The following is a 17926-nucleotide window of genomic DNA, read 5'->3' as shown; positions in this document are numbered from 1 at the left end:
AACATGTTTACCAAATTATTGATCGCCAACCGTGGCGAAATCGCCTGCAGAATCATCAAGACAGCACAGGCCATGGGTATCAAAACCGTGGCCCTCTATTCGGACGCCGACAAGGACGCCCGTCATGTGGCGATGGCCGATGAGTCCTTCTACTTAGGCGGCAGCGCCCCGAGCGAGTCTTACCTCAAGGGCGAATTAATCCTTGAAATCGCCAAGCGCAGCGGTGCCCAGGCGATCCACCCTGGCTACGGTTTCCTGTCAGAAAACGCCGACTTTGCCCGCCAGTGTGAACAAGCCGGTATCGCCTTCGTCGGACCGTGCGCCGATGCCATCGATGCCATGGGCAGCAAGAGCGCCGCCAAGATCATCATGGAAAAGGCCAATGTACCTCTGGTGCCCGGTTATCACGGCGACGACCAGAGCGACGAGGTGCTGCTCAAGGCCTCTAAAGAGATAGGTTTCCCTCAGCTAATTAAAGCAGCCTATGGCGGTGGTGGTAAGGGAATGCGTATCGTCGAGTCGGAATCTGAAGCCCTGGAGGCGATCAACTCGGCCCGCCGCGAAGCGGCCTCTTCTTTTGGCAACGACAAGCTGCTGATCGAACGCTACCTGAGACAGCCTCGCCATGTCGAGGTGCAGGTGTTTGCCGATACTCAGGGCAACTGTATCTATCTGTCGGATCGAGACTGCTCGATTCAGCGTCGTCACCAAAAGGTGGTTGAAGAAGCTCCAGCCCCTGGCCTATCTGACAGCCTGCGCCGCGCCATGGGTGAGGCCGCTGTGGCCGCCGCCAAGGCGATCGACTATGTGGGCGCGGGCACGGTAGAATTTTTGCTGGACACCCATGCGACCGATGAGACCAACAGCTTCTACTTCATGGAGATGAACACCCGTCTGCAGGTAGAGCACCCTGTGACCGAGATGGTCACGGGTCAGGACTTGGTCAAATGGCAGCTGATGGTCGCCAGCGGTAGCGAGCTGCCACTGAGTCAGGAGGATGTGCGCATCCACGGCCACTCCTTCGAGGTACGTATCTACGCCGAAGATCCGCAAAACGAGTTTCTGCCCGCCAGCGGTAAGCTCAACTTCCTGCGTGAGCCCGAGCAGAACCGCTATGTGCGCATCGATTCCGGTATCCGCGAAAACGATGTGATCAGTAACTTTTACGATCCTATGATCGCCAAGCTGATCGTCTGGGACGAGTCGCGCCCCCGCGCCCTGCAGCGCCTGGTGCATGCCCTGGAGTCGTACCAGATCAGCGGCCTCAAGCACAACATAGAATTTTTGGCTAACATCGCCGAACACCAGGCCTTTGGCCAGGCCGATTTCAGCACAGACTTTATCGAGCGTTATGGCGACACCCTGATTGGCGCGAACTTGGATGGTGACAACAGCCATGAGCAAAATGGTGCCCTGGCCTTCGCCGCGCTCTATCACCTGTGCGCACAGAAAGAGCAGGCCAAGCTCACAGCGACCAACAGCCAGGATCCCTACTCTCCTTGGGGTCAGGTCAGCGGCTTTAGGCTCAACCGCAGCGGCATGCATCAGCTATCCCTGCTAGACGATGAGCATGAGATCCAGCATCTGACCCTGAGTCAGGTTGGCGATTGCTACTACCTGAACCTTAACGATCAGCAGCTGACCCTGAGCGGCGAACTCAAGCAAGATCTGCTGCACGCCGAGATCAACGGCCACAAGAGCAAGATCCCCGTCAGCCGTGAAGGCGACGACTTCACCCTCTTCCTGCCGAGCGGCAGCTACCACTTCCGCGCGCTGCAAACCGAGGTGATTGAAGATCAAGCCAGCAGCGAAGACAAGCTCAAGGCGCCGATGAACGGCACTATCGTCACTCACCTGGTCGAAGTAGGCGATGAGGTCGAGGCGGGTCAAGGCCTGATGGTGATGGAAGCAATGAAGATGGAATACACCATAGAGGCACCGTTTGACGGCAAAGTCGCTGCTTTCTTCTTCCAACCAGGCGAGTTGGTGAGCGACGGCGCCCTGCTGCTCGAAGTCACTGCGAAAGAGGACGCTTAATCATGTCCGCGACGTACAGCTATCCAAGCAAGGTCAGCATCTTCGAGGTCGGCGCCCGCGACGGCCTACAGAACGAGAAGGCGGTGACCACAGCCGACAAGCTAGCACTAATTGACCAACTGGGCGAAGCGGGCCTAACCCGTATCGAAGCTGGCAGTTTCGTCTCCCCCAAGTGGGTGCCGCAGATGGGCGACTCGGGCGAGATCTTCCGCCAGCTCAGTAAACGCCCAGGCGTGATCTACAGCGCCCTGACTCCTAACCTTAAGGGACTGGAACTTGCGCTTGACGCCGGGGCTGACGAGGTCGCTATCTTCGGCGCAGCGTCACAGAGCTTCAGCCAGCGCAACATCAACTGCTCTATCGAGGAGTCGATCGAGCGCTTCATCCCCGTGATGGAGGCGGCTCAGGCAAAACAGATCCCGGTGCGCGGCTATGTCTCCTGCGTGCTGGGCTGTCCCTACGAGGGCGAAATACAGGTAGAGGAAGTGGCTCGCGTGGCAGAAATCCTTTACAAAATGGGCTGCTACGAGATCTCTCTGGGTGACACCATAGGCGTTGGCACCCCCTTAAATGCCCGTAGAATGGTGGAAGCGGTCGCGCAAAAGGTGCCTGTTGAGAAACTGGCACTACACTTTCATGACACCTATGGCCAGGCGCTCGCCAATATTCTCGCCTGCCTGGAGACCGGCGTCAGTGTCATCGACAGCTCGGTGGCAGGGCTTGGCGGCTGCCCTTATGCCAAAGGCGCATCGGGCAACCTGGCCACCGAAGATCTGGTCTATATGCTCCACGGTATGGGAATAGACACAGGGATAGATCTTAATGCGCTGATCAAGGCAGGTAACAGTATCAGCCAGGCACTGGGCAGAGTCAGCGGTGCCAAGGTCGCACGCGCGTTAACAGAATAACAGGGCTGGGCTCAGGCCCGGCTTACTCTCAAAGGAGATAATAATAATGGCAGGACTCAATAAGCTGGTCGGCAGCTATGAAGAAGCACTAGAAGGTCTGACAGACAACATGACAGTGATGGTGGGAGGTTTCGGCCTCTGTGGCATTCCTGAAGGCTTAATTGCCCAGATGGTTAAGAGTGGTGCCAAGGGCCTCACCGCCATCTCAAACAACGCCGGGGTCGATGATTTCGGCCTGGGGCTGCTGCTCAAGAGCCGTCAGATCAGCACCATGATCGCCTCATACGTGGGCGAGAACGCCACCTTCGAGCAGCAGATGCTCTCGGGTGAACTTAACGTGATCCTCACCCCTCAGGGCACCCTGGCCGAGAAGATCCGCGCCGGTGGTGCCGGTATCCCCGCCTTCTTCACCGCGACTGGTTACGGCACGCCAGTGGCCGAAGGTAAGGAGACCCGTGAGATCGATGGTCGTCACTATGTGCTCGAACCTGCGCTGACCGCCGACTTCGCTCTAGTACGCGCCTGGAAGGCCGACACCATGGGTAACCTGGTATTTCGCAAGACAGCCGCTAACTTCAACCCTATGATGGCTACCGCCGGTAAAATCACTGTGGTCGAAGCCGAGCATATCGTCGAGCCGGGCGAGCTGGATCCCGACCATATCCATACCCCAGGCATCTATGTGGATCGCCTGATCCAAGGTACGTTCGAGAAGCGTATCGAGCAGCGTACAGTGAAGAGTAAATAGGGAGGCGACACCATGGCTTTATCGAGAGAACAACTGGCACAGCGTGTCAGCCAAGAGCTGCAAGACGGCTACTATGTCAACTTAGGCATAGGCATCCCGACTCTGGTCGCCAACTATATTCCCGAAGGCATGCAGGTGATGCTGCAGTCGGAAAACGGTTTGCTCGGCATGGGCGAGTTCCCTACCGAAGAGACCATAGATGCCGATCTCATCAACGCGGGCAAACAGACGGTTACTGCGGTACCTGGCGCCTCCTTCTTCTCCTCAGCTGAGAGTTTTGCCATGATCCGTGGTGGTCATGTGGACCTCACCGTGCTGGGCGCCTTCGAGGTGGATGTGGAAGGTTCTATCGCGTCCTGGATGATCCCAGGTAAGCTGATCAAAGGCATGGGCGGTGCCATGGATCTGGTAGCCGGTGCCGATAATATTATCGTCACCATGATGCACGCCGATAAGCACGGCAACTCTAAACTGCTGCCAAAATGTGAGCTGCCGCTGACCGGTTACGGCTGTATCAAGCGCGTACTGACCGATCTGGCCTTCCTGGAGATCAAAGATGGTGCCTTCCACCTGCTGGAACGAGCCCCAGGGGTGAGTGTTGAGGAGATCGTCGCCAAGACGGCCGGCAAACTGATTGTGCCCGAGCACGTCCCAGAGATGCAGCTCTAATCACAATAGCTAAACCTAAAAAAGCCCAGAATTATCTGGGCTTTTTGTTATCTAACCAATAATGCTAAGCATTCTTGCGACACGCCTAGGCATTGGCGCGATGCACCGCCTGACGCCAAAACTGACGCGCCAGTTGCCGCGACTCGACCGACTTAAGTGAAGTGCGCTCACCCAAGCGCCTATCGGCCTGGGATTGTTCGAAGCCTTCGCTGGCCAGCTCGCTGATCGCCTGCAGCGAATCACTGATATCTACCGCTGCCAATCCCTGCTCCTGCATGGCATCTGCGCTCAGCTCAGCCATCTGATTGATCTTATCGATACGATTGACCAGTTCGGCAAACACCTCCTCGGCTTGCTTAACCAGCTGCACCGCCTGAGTCGCCTGACGCTGACCGGCGCTCAGGGTATGAGCCGCATTGGCCGTGCTCTGCTGAAACTTGGCGATAATGGCATCGATCTGACTGGTAGAATCTGCGGTGCGCGCCGATAGCTGGCGCACCTCATCGGCCACTACGGCAAAACCGCGGCCAGATTCACCAGCCCTTGCCGCCTCGATGGCCGCATTCAGCGCCAGCAGATTAGTCTGCTCGGCAATCTTAGTGATCACCTCAAGCACCTGGTTTATCGCTACGCTGTCATGTTCTATCTCGCTGACCACATTGGCAAAGTTACCCACCTCGCGATGTAGCTCATCTATGCTGGCCACCACGGCATCGAGCTGCTGATAGCCCTGCTGCACCGCCTCCTGGCTCGCCTCGACATCCACCGACACCTGTTTTATCTGCTGCCCCAGTTCATTAAAGCTGGCGGTTAACTCCTCAACGGCCGCTGCGGCCTGGGCGGTTTGTTGATTCTGGCCATCGGCGCGATCGGCCGTGGCTGTGATAGAGCCGAGCAGGGCGTCGCTGTCTCTGGCGATGACGCTTGAGGCATCTGTCATCCGCCCTACCACCCCGGCGATCTCAGCCGTGGTAAACTCCATGGCAAATTGAATATTGCCCAGCTCGTCCCGCCTTCCAGCGTAGATGTGTCTGGCCACAGGATCTGACACGATAGTAAGTGCATGGTCATTCAAGGCCCTTAGCGGCGCCAAGAGGAGCCTCATGCCGAGCGCCAACAGCGGCGCGCAGACGAGCGCCAACCAGGGCGAGATATTACTCAGGCCGATGGCTAACATAAGGCAGAGAAAAGCAAATAGGGTCAACTTGCCGCCATAACTGAGCTTGGCATCCTTGATCTCGCTGCGCTGCTCCGACTTATTCAGGCTCTGATAGATATCGCTGGCGCGCTCTACCTGCTCGCGGCTTGCCCGGCGCCGTACCGATTGATACTCCTTCACCTGACCATTTTCTAATACAGGTGCTACATAGGCGTTGACCCAGTAGAAAGAGCCATCTTTACAGCGGTTTTTCACCACACCGAGCCAGGCTTGCTTCTTGGCCAGGCTTTGCCACAACATGGCGAAGGCGTCCTTGGGCATATCGGGATGACGTACTATATTATGGGGCTGAGTCAGCAGCTCCTCCTCAGAGAAGCCACAGATACGACAAAAATCCTCATTGGCATAACCTATATTGCCTTTGAGATCTGTCGTGGAGAGCAAGATGTCATCGTCGGTAAGCGGGACTTCATTGTCTATCACGGGTTGATTATTTCGCATTGCATTTTAATAAGTTATCCAAGAAGTGTCTGAATTTTGACGCCTGACGACGAATTGACAATTGATCTAACGCAATATTTCTGTATCAACACTGGTTACAAGTGTTGATTTTTTGAGCCAGGTCTCATAGGGGATATAATTTAAGACACACTAAATAAGGCTGCGATAATAAAGATTATTTTTACCTATCACTTTGAATTTAAGACAATAAAACACATTGTAACAGCTTTTGTTTGCTATTTAGGTCTAATCCACAATATTATTATGGCCATTAGCGAAGACGCGCCTGCCAGGGTGGCCCTTAGCGTGTTCGCCCCAAGATGACAAAACCAACTAAACTAAACCCCTATGAGTGAAAAGATGAAACTAGCAGGCCACCTCAACTAATGCCCCAAATTGCTACCTACAAACAGCTGCTTCTTGGCAGCCTACTCCTCTGTTTGAGTCTTACGGCTCTGGCGCAGCAAACGCCACCGACACGATGTGGCGTAGCCACCGGATTTCCTCCTTACCAGTTCTCCTTAAACGGCGAAACAACAGGGTTCGATGCCGATGTGGCCAGATTGATTTTTAAGCGTCTCAGCCTGCCATTTCAGTTTAGGCAGCAAGCCTGGGATCTGGTATTTAATGAGCTTAGGTTTGGTGATATCGAGGTGATTGCAGGCATGGAAGTCAACGCCCTTAGAGCCAAGTTCTTTGAGTTCACCCAGCCTTACTACCATAGATATGATGTGATATTCATTCTCGAAGACAACCAACAGATCACTAAGCTTGAGGATCTTCACAACGAATTTGTCAGCGGCGATCGCCACTCCTACATCGAGACACACTGGAAGGAGTTGGGCACCCTGTACGATTTTCGCATTATCGGCACTCAAAGTAAGGAGAAGTCGATGCAGATGTTAAAGGAAGGTCGAATCCAGGCCGCTATTATGCCTAAGGCGGTAGGCTTCTATCTGGCGCGGCAGATGGGAATCAAGGTGAAGATACTCGACAATCCCGATCCCGGTTCGCCTGTGGCCTTCGCGGTCAAGCGAGGTAATCAAGCCCTACTCACGCAAATCGACACTGCACTGGGGATCTTGATTGCTGAAGGCGAGATACAGCGTCTCTATGAAAAATGGTTCCCCGAACAAGAAGTCAACTTTGGTCATAAGCAACACTAGCGGCTCTTGCCATTGGTAAACAAGCCTGCACTAAAAAGCCACCCTGAGGTGGCTTTTTGTTTTAACACTTAATCCCAAAGGAATTCGCGAAAATGTTTACGGCACACGGACTCGTAACTCTCGTTTCCGCCGATAGCGACCTGCTCGCCCTCTCTCATCGGCTTGCCTTCGCCATCCAGTCTCACCACCATATTGGCCTTGCGACCACAGTGGCAGATGGTCTTAAGTTCCACCAGCTTATCGGCCCAAGCCAGCAGGTACTGACTGCCACTGAACAACTCCCCCTGAAAATCAGTCTTCAGGCCATAACAAAGCACAGGAATATCAAGCACATCAACCACATAGGTTAGTTGGCGTACTTGCTCCTTACTCAAAAACTGCGACTCATCGATTAAGATACAGTGCAAGGTCTGCTCTCTGACGGCCGCTTTCACCATCTCCACCAGATTATCGTCGCTGGCAAACACCTGAGCTTCGGTCTCGATACCGATACGCGAGGCGACCTTACCCACACCATAACGATCATCGATAGACGCCGTCATGACCAAGGTATTCATGCCACGCTCACGATAGTTATAGGAAGATTGCAACAGAGAAGTAGATTTACCCGCATTCATCGCCGAGTAGTAAAAGTAAAGCTGTGCCAAATCGAATATTCCCCTGATTATTGTTATCGAGCGATTCTATCACCATCTAATATCAATTAGCAGCGCCAAACACGCTGGCAATGGGCGATGTTGCACAATCTCACACATTTCTCCCCTGACTAGGCAAATGGGCGAAGCATAGGCATGGGTTCATTTCGGCCAAAAAATGGCGATAGACACCTGTAGGATGGTTATTTATTATCCAGTAGAAGTGCATTGGCAACTTGCGAATCATCAGAAAAGGTCGTCACGTCCCAAAAAATACAAGGAAAGTTATGGTTTTTTCACCCTTTAGGCTCCACTTCATTAGCTTACTGGCCCTACTCTCGCTCAGCGCCTGTGTCTCTCAGCCAAAGCAAGAGGCAAAAATAGACAAGTTTGATCTCATCAAGCAACTCGATACGAGTCTATTAGGCCAAAAACCAGAAATAGAAAGTATAGATAAGATACTGTTTATCAATGAAAAAGAAAAATCACGTTTTCTTCGCTATTACGACGCCCATCAGGATATAGCGGGTCATTACCGCATCTATGATTATCTCGAGGGACGTTTAGGCTCGTTTAACTACTATGGCCAAACCTACAATGCCAATGACACCTTAATCCAAAATGCGGGTAACTGTATGTCTTTGGCTGTACTGACCAAGGCCTACGCTAACTTGGTGGGCATTGAACTCAAGTATATTGAGGAAACCTCCTCGCCAGTGTTTTTCCAATCGGCCGAACTGCAGCTGATCTCCAATCATGTCAAAACCAAGCTCATGGATCCCAACTTCGAACCCAAAGCCGGTAGCCTCTATTTCTACGAGCCAGGCTTAGTGGTCGACTATTTCCCGAGTCGTAACAGCCGTGCTAAGGGGAATATTGGCGAAAATGAGTTTATGGCCATGTACTATCAAAACCTAGCGGCCGATGCGCTAGAGCAAAAAGCGTATACCAGAGCCGCCTGGATCGCCATCGAAGGGTTAACACTGGCACCTAAAAGGGTCGAACTCATCAATCTGCTTGCGGTGATCTATCGCCATTTAAACGCACCTCAACAAGCGGAATCTCTCTACTTATATGGCTTAGCTATCGATAATGACGATCTGAATTTATTGATTAACTATAAAGTGTTAATGGTAACTCAGGGACGTACCCTAGAAGCGCGCGAATTACAGCGGCGTATAGACAAGGCCGATGATCCCAGTCCGTTTCGCTGGATCATACTTGCTAACGAGCACTACCAAAACGCCGATTATCCAGGCGCACTACGCTACTACACCAAGGCCATTGAGCTTGCCCCTTATATGCCACAAGCCTATGCTGGCAAGGCTAAAGCCCTATACCTTATGGGTAAACCGCTAGCGGCTCGCCACGCTATTACCCAGGCTTTAGATAAAACCCATGAGGTCGAGTTACAGCTGCGCTACCAAGCAAAGCTGGCCCAGTTGTCACAAGATTAAATTGTGCTAGTCCCACCTGCAGAGTAATCGGCACCGTCCCTAACCAGTGCGGTTTGCCAGCATCAACAACTTCGTTTATCTCATCGATGGTTAAAACAGTCACAACCTTAAAATAAACTTAAAACAACCTTAACAAACATTAATTAGATGTTTGATTTTAAATAAATTTAACAAAAATGAGATCTACCCCCAAAGAGATACAAATTCCTGTGAGCCAGGTTAAGAAAACAACATGGGTTTAACAATATAGTCATATTCGAACCCATATGTTTCCATGTTGGTTCAAACAATAAAAATAACCTGGGTCCAATCACGCCGATACAAACTGTTGACTGCTAATGACCCCCTGCAAAATTTAGCAGGAAGGCAGCTAACTCGGCGCTTTGGATCAATGGAGAAAAATGATGAAACTTATAACATCTAAAAAACTCGCTTATCTGGTCGCCGCTGTGCTGGCCGGTTCGTTAGCGGGATGCAGTGGTGACGATGGAAAAGATGGTAAAGACGGAGTTGATGGTCAACCTGGTACCCCAGGAGAATCCTGGACTCCACCGGTAGCAACAACATCGTTAGAAACAAATGTTAAGGTAATTAACTATACACTTGGTGAAGGTACTATTAGTTACGAGTTTGAGGTCACTAATGAAAATGGTGAGCTTGTTAACGGCCTGACAAAAGCCGAAGGTAAAGTTGCGGCTCTGACCGACAAAGGCTTTATCAATAACCGCACCGAAAGCCCAATCAACGAAGTCGAAGACAATGTTCATATCGGTGGTTACGGTGGGGTAAACATGGAGTCTTCCAGAACACCCGACACCGAAGGAGCAACGCTTACTCAAATAAGCGATGGTCACTATGAATTCGTTCTACCTTTGAAAGGCGTTAATGCGGGAACCGAAGGAATTGTCTGGCTACGTGTCGGCGGCCATAGCGAATCAGGCATTGCTGGATCTGGTGAATATGTGGTTAACAAGCCAGAAGGTGCCTTCTCGACCACGACTGAGGCCTGTTTCTCTTGTCACGTCGACTACTCTACCAGCCCTAATCGCCACTCAAGTTATGTGGCCCAAGGCATGGACGGTGAAGTCACCTTCGTCGAAGGTTGTATGGTCTGTCACGGCTCGGTAAGCCGCACCGCGGTTAACGAACAAGGCTTCTCCGTTGGCGGTTACGCCAGCAATACACTCTCAAAGATAGGTCATATCAACCACCAAGCGTTTGAGACCGGCTTTAGTGCTATGAACTGTAGCTCTTGCCACGCCGAGCCAACAGTTAATGTCAACATCGCGGGCCCAGGCTGTACCGACTGTCACGACACTGGTGGCATTCCGGGAGATATCGTTCCTGGTAACGGCTCAGATCTGCGTAAGCTACATGAAGCTAAGGCTAAACTTGATAAGAAACAGGTCATTAAAGAATCATACAAGGTGAAAGGCACACCACTAGCACTTAACGATGCTGGCCTCTGGTGTACCACTATGTCGCTCTACCAAGTGGAAGGTGAAACTGAAACCTTAGTAGATCTGCATGCCCTGTATGAAGAGCAAAATGTGGCCTACAACCCAGAGAAGCCGATCATCTACGCTGGCTCTTACCCGCATGCCGTATACAATGACTCAATCGTAGCGCGCTTAACCCGCTCTTACGACTACAGTTATGAAGCCGATGGCAGTAAAACCATGTGCTTTACGGGTGTGGACTTAAGCGGTGTGCCTGATGCAGGCTTAATGGCGTCACTAAGAGTTAGCTTCACCACTGAAGACTATCAGGGTGATGAAACCGACGTGGTCACCATCCATGGCTACACAGATGTTGTTAATCCTGTCTCAGGAGAGGTGAGCAGCTACGACCGTCGTCATAACGTCGGCAGTGAGTCTTGTACGACTTGTCACAACAGCGAAGCCAACTTCCACAAGAACGGTAACTTTGCCGAAGGTGGCCTGGGCTGTGTAGCTTGTCATAACAATGGTCAAGATCGCCGTGCCGGCTACTCCTCTCCAGGCTTCGGCCCTATGGTGCACAGCATGCACTGGGGTGTAGGCAGCAAGAGCTTGGATGAAGACGGTAAGGAAGTGTCTAACTCTGCAAGCGTGATCGCACCGCAAACAGGCTGTGTGGCTTGTCATGACAGCGGTGTGGTTGATCTGAATGCTGTACCAAATCAGTTCATCAAGGCACGTGCCTATGGCGTAAATGACAAGATGGCCAGCCCAATCACGGCCAACTGTTACGCTTGCCATAACGATGAAAGCGCGCTGAACCATATGATGCAAAACGGCGGTACTACTACTGAAGATGTACCGGCTACCGAGTGGTACAAGCTCAGCACCACAGAGTCATGTGCGACTTGTCACGCCGAAGGTAGTAGCTTTGGTATCGAAAAGTACCATAACTTTACCCGCTAATATTTATGGTAATAGCTAGGTAATGACTTAGTATCCCGAGTAACACCCAAAGGAGCCCTTCGCCAGGCTCCTTTTTTATTGTCTTACCTCTCATTTTCAGCCTGAGTTAATTTACAATGGCTACATTAAAGCCAAACTCTCTCCACATAAAAATAACAAGCGCAATCTAAGGAAGTTCAAATAGATGAAACTCAATCTTATCGCATTTGCCGTTGCCGGCGCCTTATCGACCACCCTTTTACTTAGTGGTTGCCAATCCACTCAGACACAAGATGCCCAAGCAGCAGCCGTAATGGCAGAAAACCCACTCTTGGTGGCCAGCACGCTACAGTATCAGGCACCCAACTTTAGCCAGATCAAGGATGAACATTTCCAAAGCGCGCTAGAGCAAGGCATCAAAGAGCACTACCAACAGGTTCTCGCGATCGCCAATAACCAGGATGATCCGACGTTTGCTAACACCATAGTGGCAATGGAAACCAGCGGCGAGTTACTCACTCGCGCCTCTCAGGTGTTCTACAACCTAACGAGTTCTAACAGCAACCCAGCCCTGCGCAAGATCCAAGGCGAAATGGCGCCAAAAATGGCGGCCCACTCTGACAACATCCACCTCAATGGCAAGCTGTTCTCTCGTATCGACAGTCTATACCAGCAGAGGGACAGCCTGGGACTGACTAACGAAGAGGTTCGTCTCATCGAGGTCTACCACCAGCGTTTCGTCATGGCTGGCGCCAAGCTGACCGAAGATCAAAAAGCACAGATCCGCGTATTAAACGAAGAGCAATCTAAACTCACCAACGAGTTTAGCCAGCGCCTATTGAGACTCACCAAAGAGATCGCCGTTGTAGTCGACAATGTCGATGAGCTAAAAGGATTGTCAGACAGTGATATTCGCGCCGCCAAGGCCGATGCCAAGGCTGCAGGCCATGAAGGCAAGTACCTGCTCAACATCACCAACACCACACGCCAGCCTGTGCTGGCCAAACTGGAAAATCGCGAACTGCGTCAAAAGGTATGGCAAGCTTCTGCCACCCGTGGCATGAGTGGTGAAAACGAAACGGCTTCATTGGTTTCTCGTCTGGCACAGCTGCGCGCAGAACGAGCTAAGCTACTGGGCTACGACAGCTGGGCCGACTACCGCCTAACGCCGCAGATGGCAAAGACGCCAGAAGCCGTTTATCAGATGTTTGGTTCTATGGTGCCAGCGGTTGTGGCTAACACCCAAAAAGAAGCCGACGATATTCAGGCGATGATCAACAAAACCGGCGGTGACTTCACCCTAGCGCCATGGGACTGGGCTTTTTATGCCGAGAAAGTGCGTAAAGAGAAGTTCGACCTAGACGCCGCCGCCATCAAGCCTTACTTCGAATTTGAGCGCGTACTTAAAGATGGCGTCTTCTTTACCCTAGAGCGTCTTTATGGCGTCACGCTTAAGCCACGTCCAGATCTGCCTGTCTACCATGAAGATGTGAAGGCCTACGAGATGTTTGACGCCGACGGCAGCTCGATGGCGATCTTCTACGCCGACTACTTTGCCCGTGAAGGCAAGCGCGGCGGGGCCTGGATGAGCTCTTTCGTCACTCAATCTAAACTGCTGAACCAAAAGCCAGTGGTCGTCAACGTGATGAACATCAAGAAGGCCCCTGAGGGTGAGCCCACCTTCGTCAGCTACGATGAAGTCACCACCATGTTCCATGAGATGGGTCACGGTACCCATGGCATGTTCTCTAAGGTGACCTACCCTAGCCTGGCAGGTACCGCTGTATCTCGTGACTTTGTTGAGTTCCCGTCGACCTTCGAAGAGGACTGGGCTGCGCACCCTGAAGTACTGGCTAACTATGCTAAGCATTATCAAACCGGTGAAGTGATCCCTGAAGCACTGCTGCAGAAGCTGCTCAAATCACGTAGCTTCAACCAGGGCTTCGATACCTTGGAATATATGGCCGCGGCGCTGGTTGACCTTGAGTGGCACTCACTGAGCGCCGATACACAGCTACAGGATGTGGCTGAGTTCGAAGCTAAGGCGCTGGAAAAGCACGGCATCAATATCGCAGCCGTACCACCACGCTATAAGTCGACCTACTTTGCCCACGCCTTCCCAGGCGGCTATTCGGCCAGTTACTACGCTTATATGTGGAGTGAGATCCTGGCGGCAGACGCCTTTGCCTATGTGCAAACACAGGGTGGTCTAAACCGCGAGATCGGTATGAAGTATCGCAAGACAATACGTGAAGTGGGTAACAGCGTCCCGCCGATGGAAGCCTACAAGGCCTTCCGCGGTCAGGAGCCAACCACTGATGCCTTGCTTAAACGCCGTGGTCTGAACTAAGAACTCCCCCTTAAACTAGGGAACGCCCATAAAAAATGCCGCTCAATGAGCGGCATTTTTATCTCTCAGGTTTTAATCAATGCGAGTGCTTACAGTGCTTACGTCTGCTCAAGCTTACTTAAACCGGGCGATTAGCCTTGTGACGCAGCACCAATATGCTCACCACAAATAACGCGCTACAGGCCGCTAGTCCGGCGCCTACAGATTCGGTAAAGCCCAACACCGTATAACCCACCAAACTGATCCCCGCCACAATAAGCGCATAAGGCAGCTGAGTCAGCACATGGTCGATATGGTGACAGTTCGCCCCGGTAGAAGACAAAATGGTGGTATCAGAGATAGGCGAGCAGTGATCGCCAAACACGGCGCCAGCCAGCACTGAGGCAAGCATAGGCAACATCATGTTGCTGTGGGTGCCCATGGCCATATCGGCAGCAATAGGCAGCATGATACCAAAGGTGCCCCAGCTGGTACCGGTAGAGAAAGCGGTTAATCCAGCCAGTACAAACAACACGGCAGGTAGCAAGGCAAAAGGAATGTTCCCCGATGCCAGACTGGCCATATATTTACCCGTCTCCATTTGGCCTATCACGCCGGCAATGGTCCAGGCAAACAGTAGAATATAAATGGCAGGCAGCATAGAGCGCGCGCCGGCAATAATGCCTTTCAGAATAAGAGATTTCTCAAGACCTTGACTGATCACTAGCATTAAGGTGGCCACCAAACCTATCACGGCACCAAAGAAGAGTGATGACGCCACATCTGTCTTCTCGAAGGCACCAATTACGCTAAAGGGCAGGCTCTCTGCCGCTAAGGCATCGGCGCCGCTGCTGATCATGAAGTAGATGGTGGCAAATACCAGTACCGTAATAGGTAAAAATAAGCCTAAGATCTTGCCCGAATCAGCCTCAGGCAGGTCGCTGTTAGCCCCAGGAGGTAAACCCTTAGACTCATCATACAGATTGCCTTTTTGGGCGTTCAGTTCATGCTGGCGCATCGGGCCCACATCCAGCCCCATAAAGGCAACACATAGGAGTAACAGCAGCGCGAAGATGGCGTAGAAGTTCATTGGTATCATCTGCACAAACACACTCAGATGACCGCTGTCGGTAAAACCATGGGCAGTTAAGATGCCGCCGATCAGCGCAATAATATAAGCGCCCCAGCTCGACACTGGCGAAATCACGCAGATAGGCGCGGCGGTCGAATCCAGCAGGTAAGCCAGCTTACTGCGAGAGATATAATATCTGTCGGTGAGTGGACGGGCGACACTACCAACCACCAGGCTGTTGAAATAGTCATCGATAAACACCACGCAACCCAGGAACATGGTCAGTAGCTTGGCATCACGCTTGTTGCGAATATGCTGGCGCGCCCAATCGGCAAAGGCCTTTGCCGCCCCGCTCACAGTGATCAGCGCGGTGATCATCCCGAGGAGAATCAAAAAGCCAAGCAGGTAGACGTTCCAGTTATTCAGGGCACCATCATCCCACACCAGGCCCACCACCTGTTGGCCCAGATACTGACCCATATCCAGCAGCGAAAAATCGGCAATTAAGAGTGCCCCCAAGAGGATCCCTAAGCCTAAGGACAGCAATACACGGCGAGTGAAGATCGCCAGCAGAATCGCTACCAAGGGTGGCAGCAAAGAAAGTGCCGAATCGGCATAACTCAAAGTTGTCATTGTTAAATATTGTCTTCGTTAAAATACGAATGGAGGGCAACTGAACTGGTGGGATATAGCAATAGATATTACACCTGTCCTATCAGTAGCGCTCCATAGTGATACCCATTATCGGTATAATTTCCTCTTATCAGTCCGGATAAGAAGCACTATGGCAGTGCTGCCTCTATTCGATGACAGCCCCAGCGGCGAGCCTTGATCAACTCCACCACTTCGGCACCAAATCCTTTCATATTCGCTTAACGGCATCACCCTAACGAATACTACTGATATTTAATGCACCTCTACGTCTCAGGACGCCTGCCAATGTCACTATCGGCAAACGTGAGGCACATAAAAACACAAGCGGCTTTAAGGATGCTACCTCAAAGCCGCTCCACGTGATCTATATCACACTAAACTTTAGATGAACACCAAGGTATTCACCATGCATTTACATTTTATTAAATAAGTTCGAGTAGCTTAGGCACGGCCTCGAACAGATCCGCTTCCAGACCATAGTCGGCTACCTGGAAGATAGGCGCTTCAGGATCTTTGTTAATCGCCACGATCACCTTAGAGTCTTTCATCCCCGCCAGGTGCTGGATGGCACCAGAAATACCTACGGCGATATAGAGATCTGGCGCGACAATCTTACCTGTCTGTCCCACCTGCAGATCGTTTGGCACATAACCGGCGTCCACTGCCGCGCGAGACGCGCCCAGTGCACCACCAAGCTTATCAGCCAACTGTTCCAAAATGGCAAAGTTCTCAGCACTGCCCATGGCGCGACCGCCAGAGACCACGACTGAAGCAGCGCCCAGATCGGGACGCTCAGACTCAGACAGAGTTTGCGATACAAACTCCACATCGCCACTGTATTCATGTTCCAGTGTCTGTACCGAGGCACTTCCCTCTTGAGCAACTGCATCGAAGGCACTGGCACGAACCGTCATCACCTTGATGGCATCTAGGCTCTGTACCGTTGCCATGGCGCTACCGGCATAGATAGGACGCACGAAGGTATCTTCGCTCACCACCTCGACCACTTCTGAGAGCTGGGCAACATCTAAGAGTGCGGCCACACGAGGCAACACATCTTTACCAATACTCGATGCCGCAGCCAGAATATGTTGATACTCGCTGGCCACAGAGACAATCAGCTGAGACAAGTTTTCGGCGATGGCATTGGCATAAACGGCACCATCGGCCACCAAGACCTGACGCACACCGCTAAGCTGCTTGGCGCTCTCGACAGCGGCGCCGCAGTTGTGACCCGCTACCATCACATCGACTTCACTACCGATAGCCTGGGCACAGGCCACGACTTTAGCCGTGTCGAGTTTTAGAGTCGCATTATCATGTTCTGCTATTACTAGAATCGCCATTTAGATCACCTTCGCTTCATTCTTTAGCTTGTCCACTAGCTCCTCGACAGAAGCCACCATAATACCGGCTTGACGCTCAGCAGGCGGTGTTACCTTGAGCACCTTCTGATGCTGCTTGAGGGTCACACCCAGGCTTTCAACCGTCACGGTATCGAGCGGCTTACGTTTCGCCTTCATGATGTTAGGTAATTTGGCATAGCGAGGTTCGTTCAGACGCAGGTCAGTAGTAACTACCGCCGGCAGTGGCATCTTGAGCGTCTGCAGACCCCCATCAATTTCACGAGTCACGACCAAGTGTTCGCCCTCGACTTTCACCTCAGAGGCGAATGTAGCCTGTGGCAGACCTGCCAGTGCAGCCAGCATCTGACCCGTCTGGTTGTTGTCGCCATCGATTGACTGTTTGCCCAGCATGATCAGCTGAGCCTGCTCCTTGGCTTGAATTGCATTAAGTAATTTTGCAATAGACAGTGGCGCAAGCTCTTCGTCGGTTTCCACATGGATACCGCGGTCAGCCCCTAGTGCCATTGCCGTACGGAGTTGTTCCTGCGACGCCTTAGGCCCTATGGTTGCTACCACAATCTCGGTCGCAATACCTGCTTCTTTCAAACGTACCGCTTCTTCTACAGCAATCTCACAAAATGGGTTAATGGCCATCTTCAGATTTGCGGTATCGACATTTGTATTGTCAGCATTGACCCTGACCTTCACATTAGCATCGACGACGCGTTTAACTGGCACCAATACTTTCATAAGGCTTCCTTCTTACGTCTTTATTCTGGATAACAACAAATAGTGCATAGCAAAACTATCACAAACTGATGCCACTTTACGTGCTGTTGACGTTAACGTCAACAGGAAGTC

At 51.9% G+C, this 17926-nt stretch carries 13 protein-coding genes and 1 riboswitch; of the genes, 8 read left to right on the top strand and 5 right to left on the bottom strand.

Features of this window, described 5'->3' with window-relative positions; genetic code table 11:
- Positions 1–3 precede the first annotated feature (3 nt).
- Genes NY07_RS01800 through NY07_RS01785 form a run of 4 tightly spaced genes read left to right on the top strand, consistent with a single transcriptional unit; the run spans position 4 to position 4362 of the window.
- Complete coding sequence (locus NY07_RS01800; protein ID WP_033537612.1) at positions 4–2037, top strand: acetyl/propionyl/methylcrotonyl-CoA carboxylase subunit alpha; 2034 nt, start codon at positions 4–6, stop codon at positions 2035–2037.
- Positions 2038–2039: 2 nt separating this feature from the next.
- Positions 2040–2945, top strand: a complete 906-nt coding sequence (locus NY07_RS01795) for a hydroxymethylglutaryl-CoA lyase (RefSeq protein WP_033537611.1) — start codon at positions 2040–2042, stop codon at positions 2943–2945.
- Between the two features lie 46 nt (positions 2946–2991).
- Entirely contained in the window at positions 2992–3693 is a 702-nt protein-coding gene (locus NY07_RS01790; protein WP_033537610.1) for a CoA transferase subunit A, read from the top strand.
- A gap of 12 nt (positions 3694–3705) precedes the next feature.
- On the top strand, positions 3706–4362 hold the full coding sequence (locus NY07_RS01785) for a 3-oxoacid CoA-transferase subunit B (RefSeq protein ID WP_033537609.1): 657 nt from the start codon (positions 3706–3708) through the stop codon (positions 4360–4362).
- An 85-nt stretch (positions 4363–4447) separates the two neighbouring features.
- Here NY07_RS01785 and NY07_RS01780 read toward each other — a convergent pair whose 3' ends face one another.
- The gene (locus tag NY07_RS01780; protein WP_033537608.1) at positions 4448–6022 is read right to left on the bottom strand and encodes a methyl-accepting chemotaxis protein; all 1575 of its coding nucleotides are present in this window, start codon (positions 6020–6022) and stop codon (positions 4448–4450) included.
- A gap of 386 nt (positions 6023–6408) precedes the next feature.
- Between NY07_RS01780 and NY07_RS01775 the strand changes: the two genes are divergently transcribed.
- Complete coding sequence (locus NY07_RS01775; RefSeq protein ID WP_033537607.1) at positions 6409–7188, top strand: transporter substrate-binding domain-containing protein; 780 nt, start codon at positions 6409–6411, stop codon at positions 7186–7188.
- Positions 7189–7256: 68 nt separating this feature from the next.
- Here the strand turns inward: NY07_RS01775 and NY07_RS01770 are convergent, their stop codons facing one another.
- A complete protein-coding gene (locus tag NY07_RS01770; protein ID WP_033537606.1) occupies positions 7257–7835 on the bottom strand; it encodes a thymidine kinase in 579 nt (192 codons plus the stop codon).
- A 275-nt stretch (positions 7836–8110) separates the two neighbouring features.
- Between NY07_RS01770 and NY07_RS01765 the strand changes: the two genes are divergently transcribed.
- The 3 genes from NY07_RS01765 (at position 8111) to NY07_RS01755 (ending at position 14014) form a co-directional block, all read left to right on the top strand.
- Positions 8111–9280: a tetratricopeptide repeat protein gene (locus NY07_RS01765; RefSeq protein ID WP_033537605.1), complete on the top strand. Its 1170-nt coding sequence runs from the start codon at positions 8111–8113 to the stop codon at positions 9278–9280.
- A 404-nt stretch (positions 9281–9684) separates the two neighbouring features.
- The gene (locus NY07_RS01760) at positions 9685–11685 is read left to right on the top strand and encodes a multiheme c-type cytochrome (RefSeq protein ID WP_033537604.1); all 2001 of its coding nucleotides are present in this window, start codon (positions 9685–9687) and stop codon (positions 11683–11685) included.
- A gap of 184 nt (positions 11686–11869) precedes the next feature.
- Positions 11870–14014 (top strand): M3 family metallopeptidase, encoded by a 2145-nt coding sequence (locus NY07_RS01755; RefSeq protein WP_033537603.1) that lies wholly within the window; start codon positions 11870–11872, stop codon positions 14012–14014.
- 118 nt (positions 14015–14132) lie between these two features.
- Here NY07_RS01755 and NY07_RS01750 read toward each other — a convergent pair whose 3' ends face one another.
- The 3 genes from NY07_RS01750 to NY07_RS01740 form a co-directional block, all read right to left on the bottom strand.
- Positions 14133–15698, bottom strand: coding sequence for a Na+/H+ antiporter NhaC family protein (locus NY07_RS01750; RefSeq protein ID WP_033537602.1), 1566 nt, complete (start codon positions 15696–15698; stop codon positions 14133–14135).
- 78 nt (positions 15699–15776) lie between these two features.
- A riboswitch (Lysine riboswitch) is annotated at positions 15777–15993 on the bottom strand.
- 148 nt (positions 15994–16141) lie between these two features.
- Positions 16142–17065: an electron transfer flavoprotein subunit alpha/FixB family protein gene (locus NY07_RS01745; protein ID WP_033537601.1), complete on the bottom strand. Its 924-nt coding sequence runs from the start codon at positions 17063–17065 to the stop codon at positions 16142–16144.
- The gene (locus tag NY07_RS01740; protein WP_033537600.1) at positions 17066–17815 is read right to left on the bottom strand and encodes an electron transfer flavoprotein subunit beta/FixA family protein; all 750 of its coding nucleotides are present in this window, start codon (positions 17813–17815) and stop codon (positions 17066–17068) included. It lies immediately after the preceding gene.
- Between the last annotated feature and the right edge of the window lie 111 nt (positions 17816–17926).

The sequence above is a fragment of the Shewanella sp. ECSMB14101 genome (genome assembly GCF_000773485.1).
In the GTDB taxonomy this organism is placed as follows: Bacteria; Pseudomonadota; Gammaproteobacteria; order Enterobacterales; family Shewanellaceae; genus Shewanella; species Shewanella marisflavi.
Note: the sequence above shows the minus strand (reverse complement) of the source record. Positions and strands in the feature narration are given on the sequence as shown.

Excerpts from the sequence above, each read along its gene's own strand:
- NY07_RS01785 (WP_033537609.1), top strand. The coding sequence starts at position 3,706 with ATGGCTTTATCGAGAGAACAACTGGCACAGCGTGTCAGCCAAGAGCTG.
- NY07_RS01760 (WP_033537604.1), top strand. The coding sequence starts at position 9,685 with ATGAAACTTATAACATCTAAAAAACTCGCTTATCTGGTCGCCGCTGTG.
- NY07_RS01795 (WP_033537611.1), top strand. The coding sequence starts at position 2,040 with ATGTCCGCGACGTACAGCTATCCAAGCAAGGTCAGCATCTTCGAGGTC.
- NY07_RS01745 (WP_033537601.1), bottom strand. The coding sequence starts at position 17,065 with ATGGCGATTCTAGTAATAGCAGAACATGATAATGCGACTCTAAAACTC.
- NY07_RS01750 (WP_033537602.1), bottom strand. The coding sequence starts at position 15,698 with ATGACAACTTTGAGTTATGCCGATTCGGCACTTTCTTTGCTGCCACCC.
- NY07_RS01755 (WP_033537603.1), top strand. The coding sequence starts at position 11,870 with ATGAAACTCAATCTTATCGCATTTGCCGTTGCCGGCGCCTTATCGACC.
- NY07_RS01765 (WP_033537605.1), top strand. The coding sequence starts at position 8,111 with ATGGTTTTTTCACCCTTTAGGCTCCACTTCATTAGCTTACTGGCCCTA.
- NY07_RS01780 (WP_033537608.1), bottom strand. The coding sequence starts at position 6,022 with ATGCGAAATAATCAACCCGTGATAGACAATGAAGTCCCGCTTACCGAC.
- NY07_RS01800 (WP_033537612.1), top strand. The coding sequence starts at position 4 with ATGTTTACCAAATTATTGATCGCCAACCGTGGCGAAATCGCCTGCAGA.
- NY07_RS01775 (WP_033537607.1), top strand. The coding sequence starts at position 6,409 with ATGCCCCAAATTGCTACCTACAAACAGCTGCTTCTTGGCAGCCTACTC.
- NY07_RS01790 (WP_033537610.1), top strand. The coding sequence starts at position 2,992 with ATGGCAGGACTCAATAAGCTGGTCGGCAGCTATGAAGAAGCACTAGAA.
- NY07_RS01740 (WP_033537600.1), bottom strand. The coding sequence starts at position 17,815 with ATGAAAGTATTGGTGCCAGTTAAACGCGTCGTCGATGCTAATGTGAAG.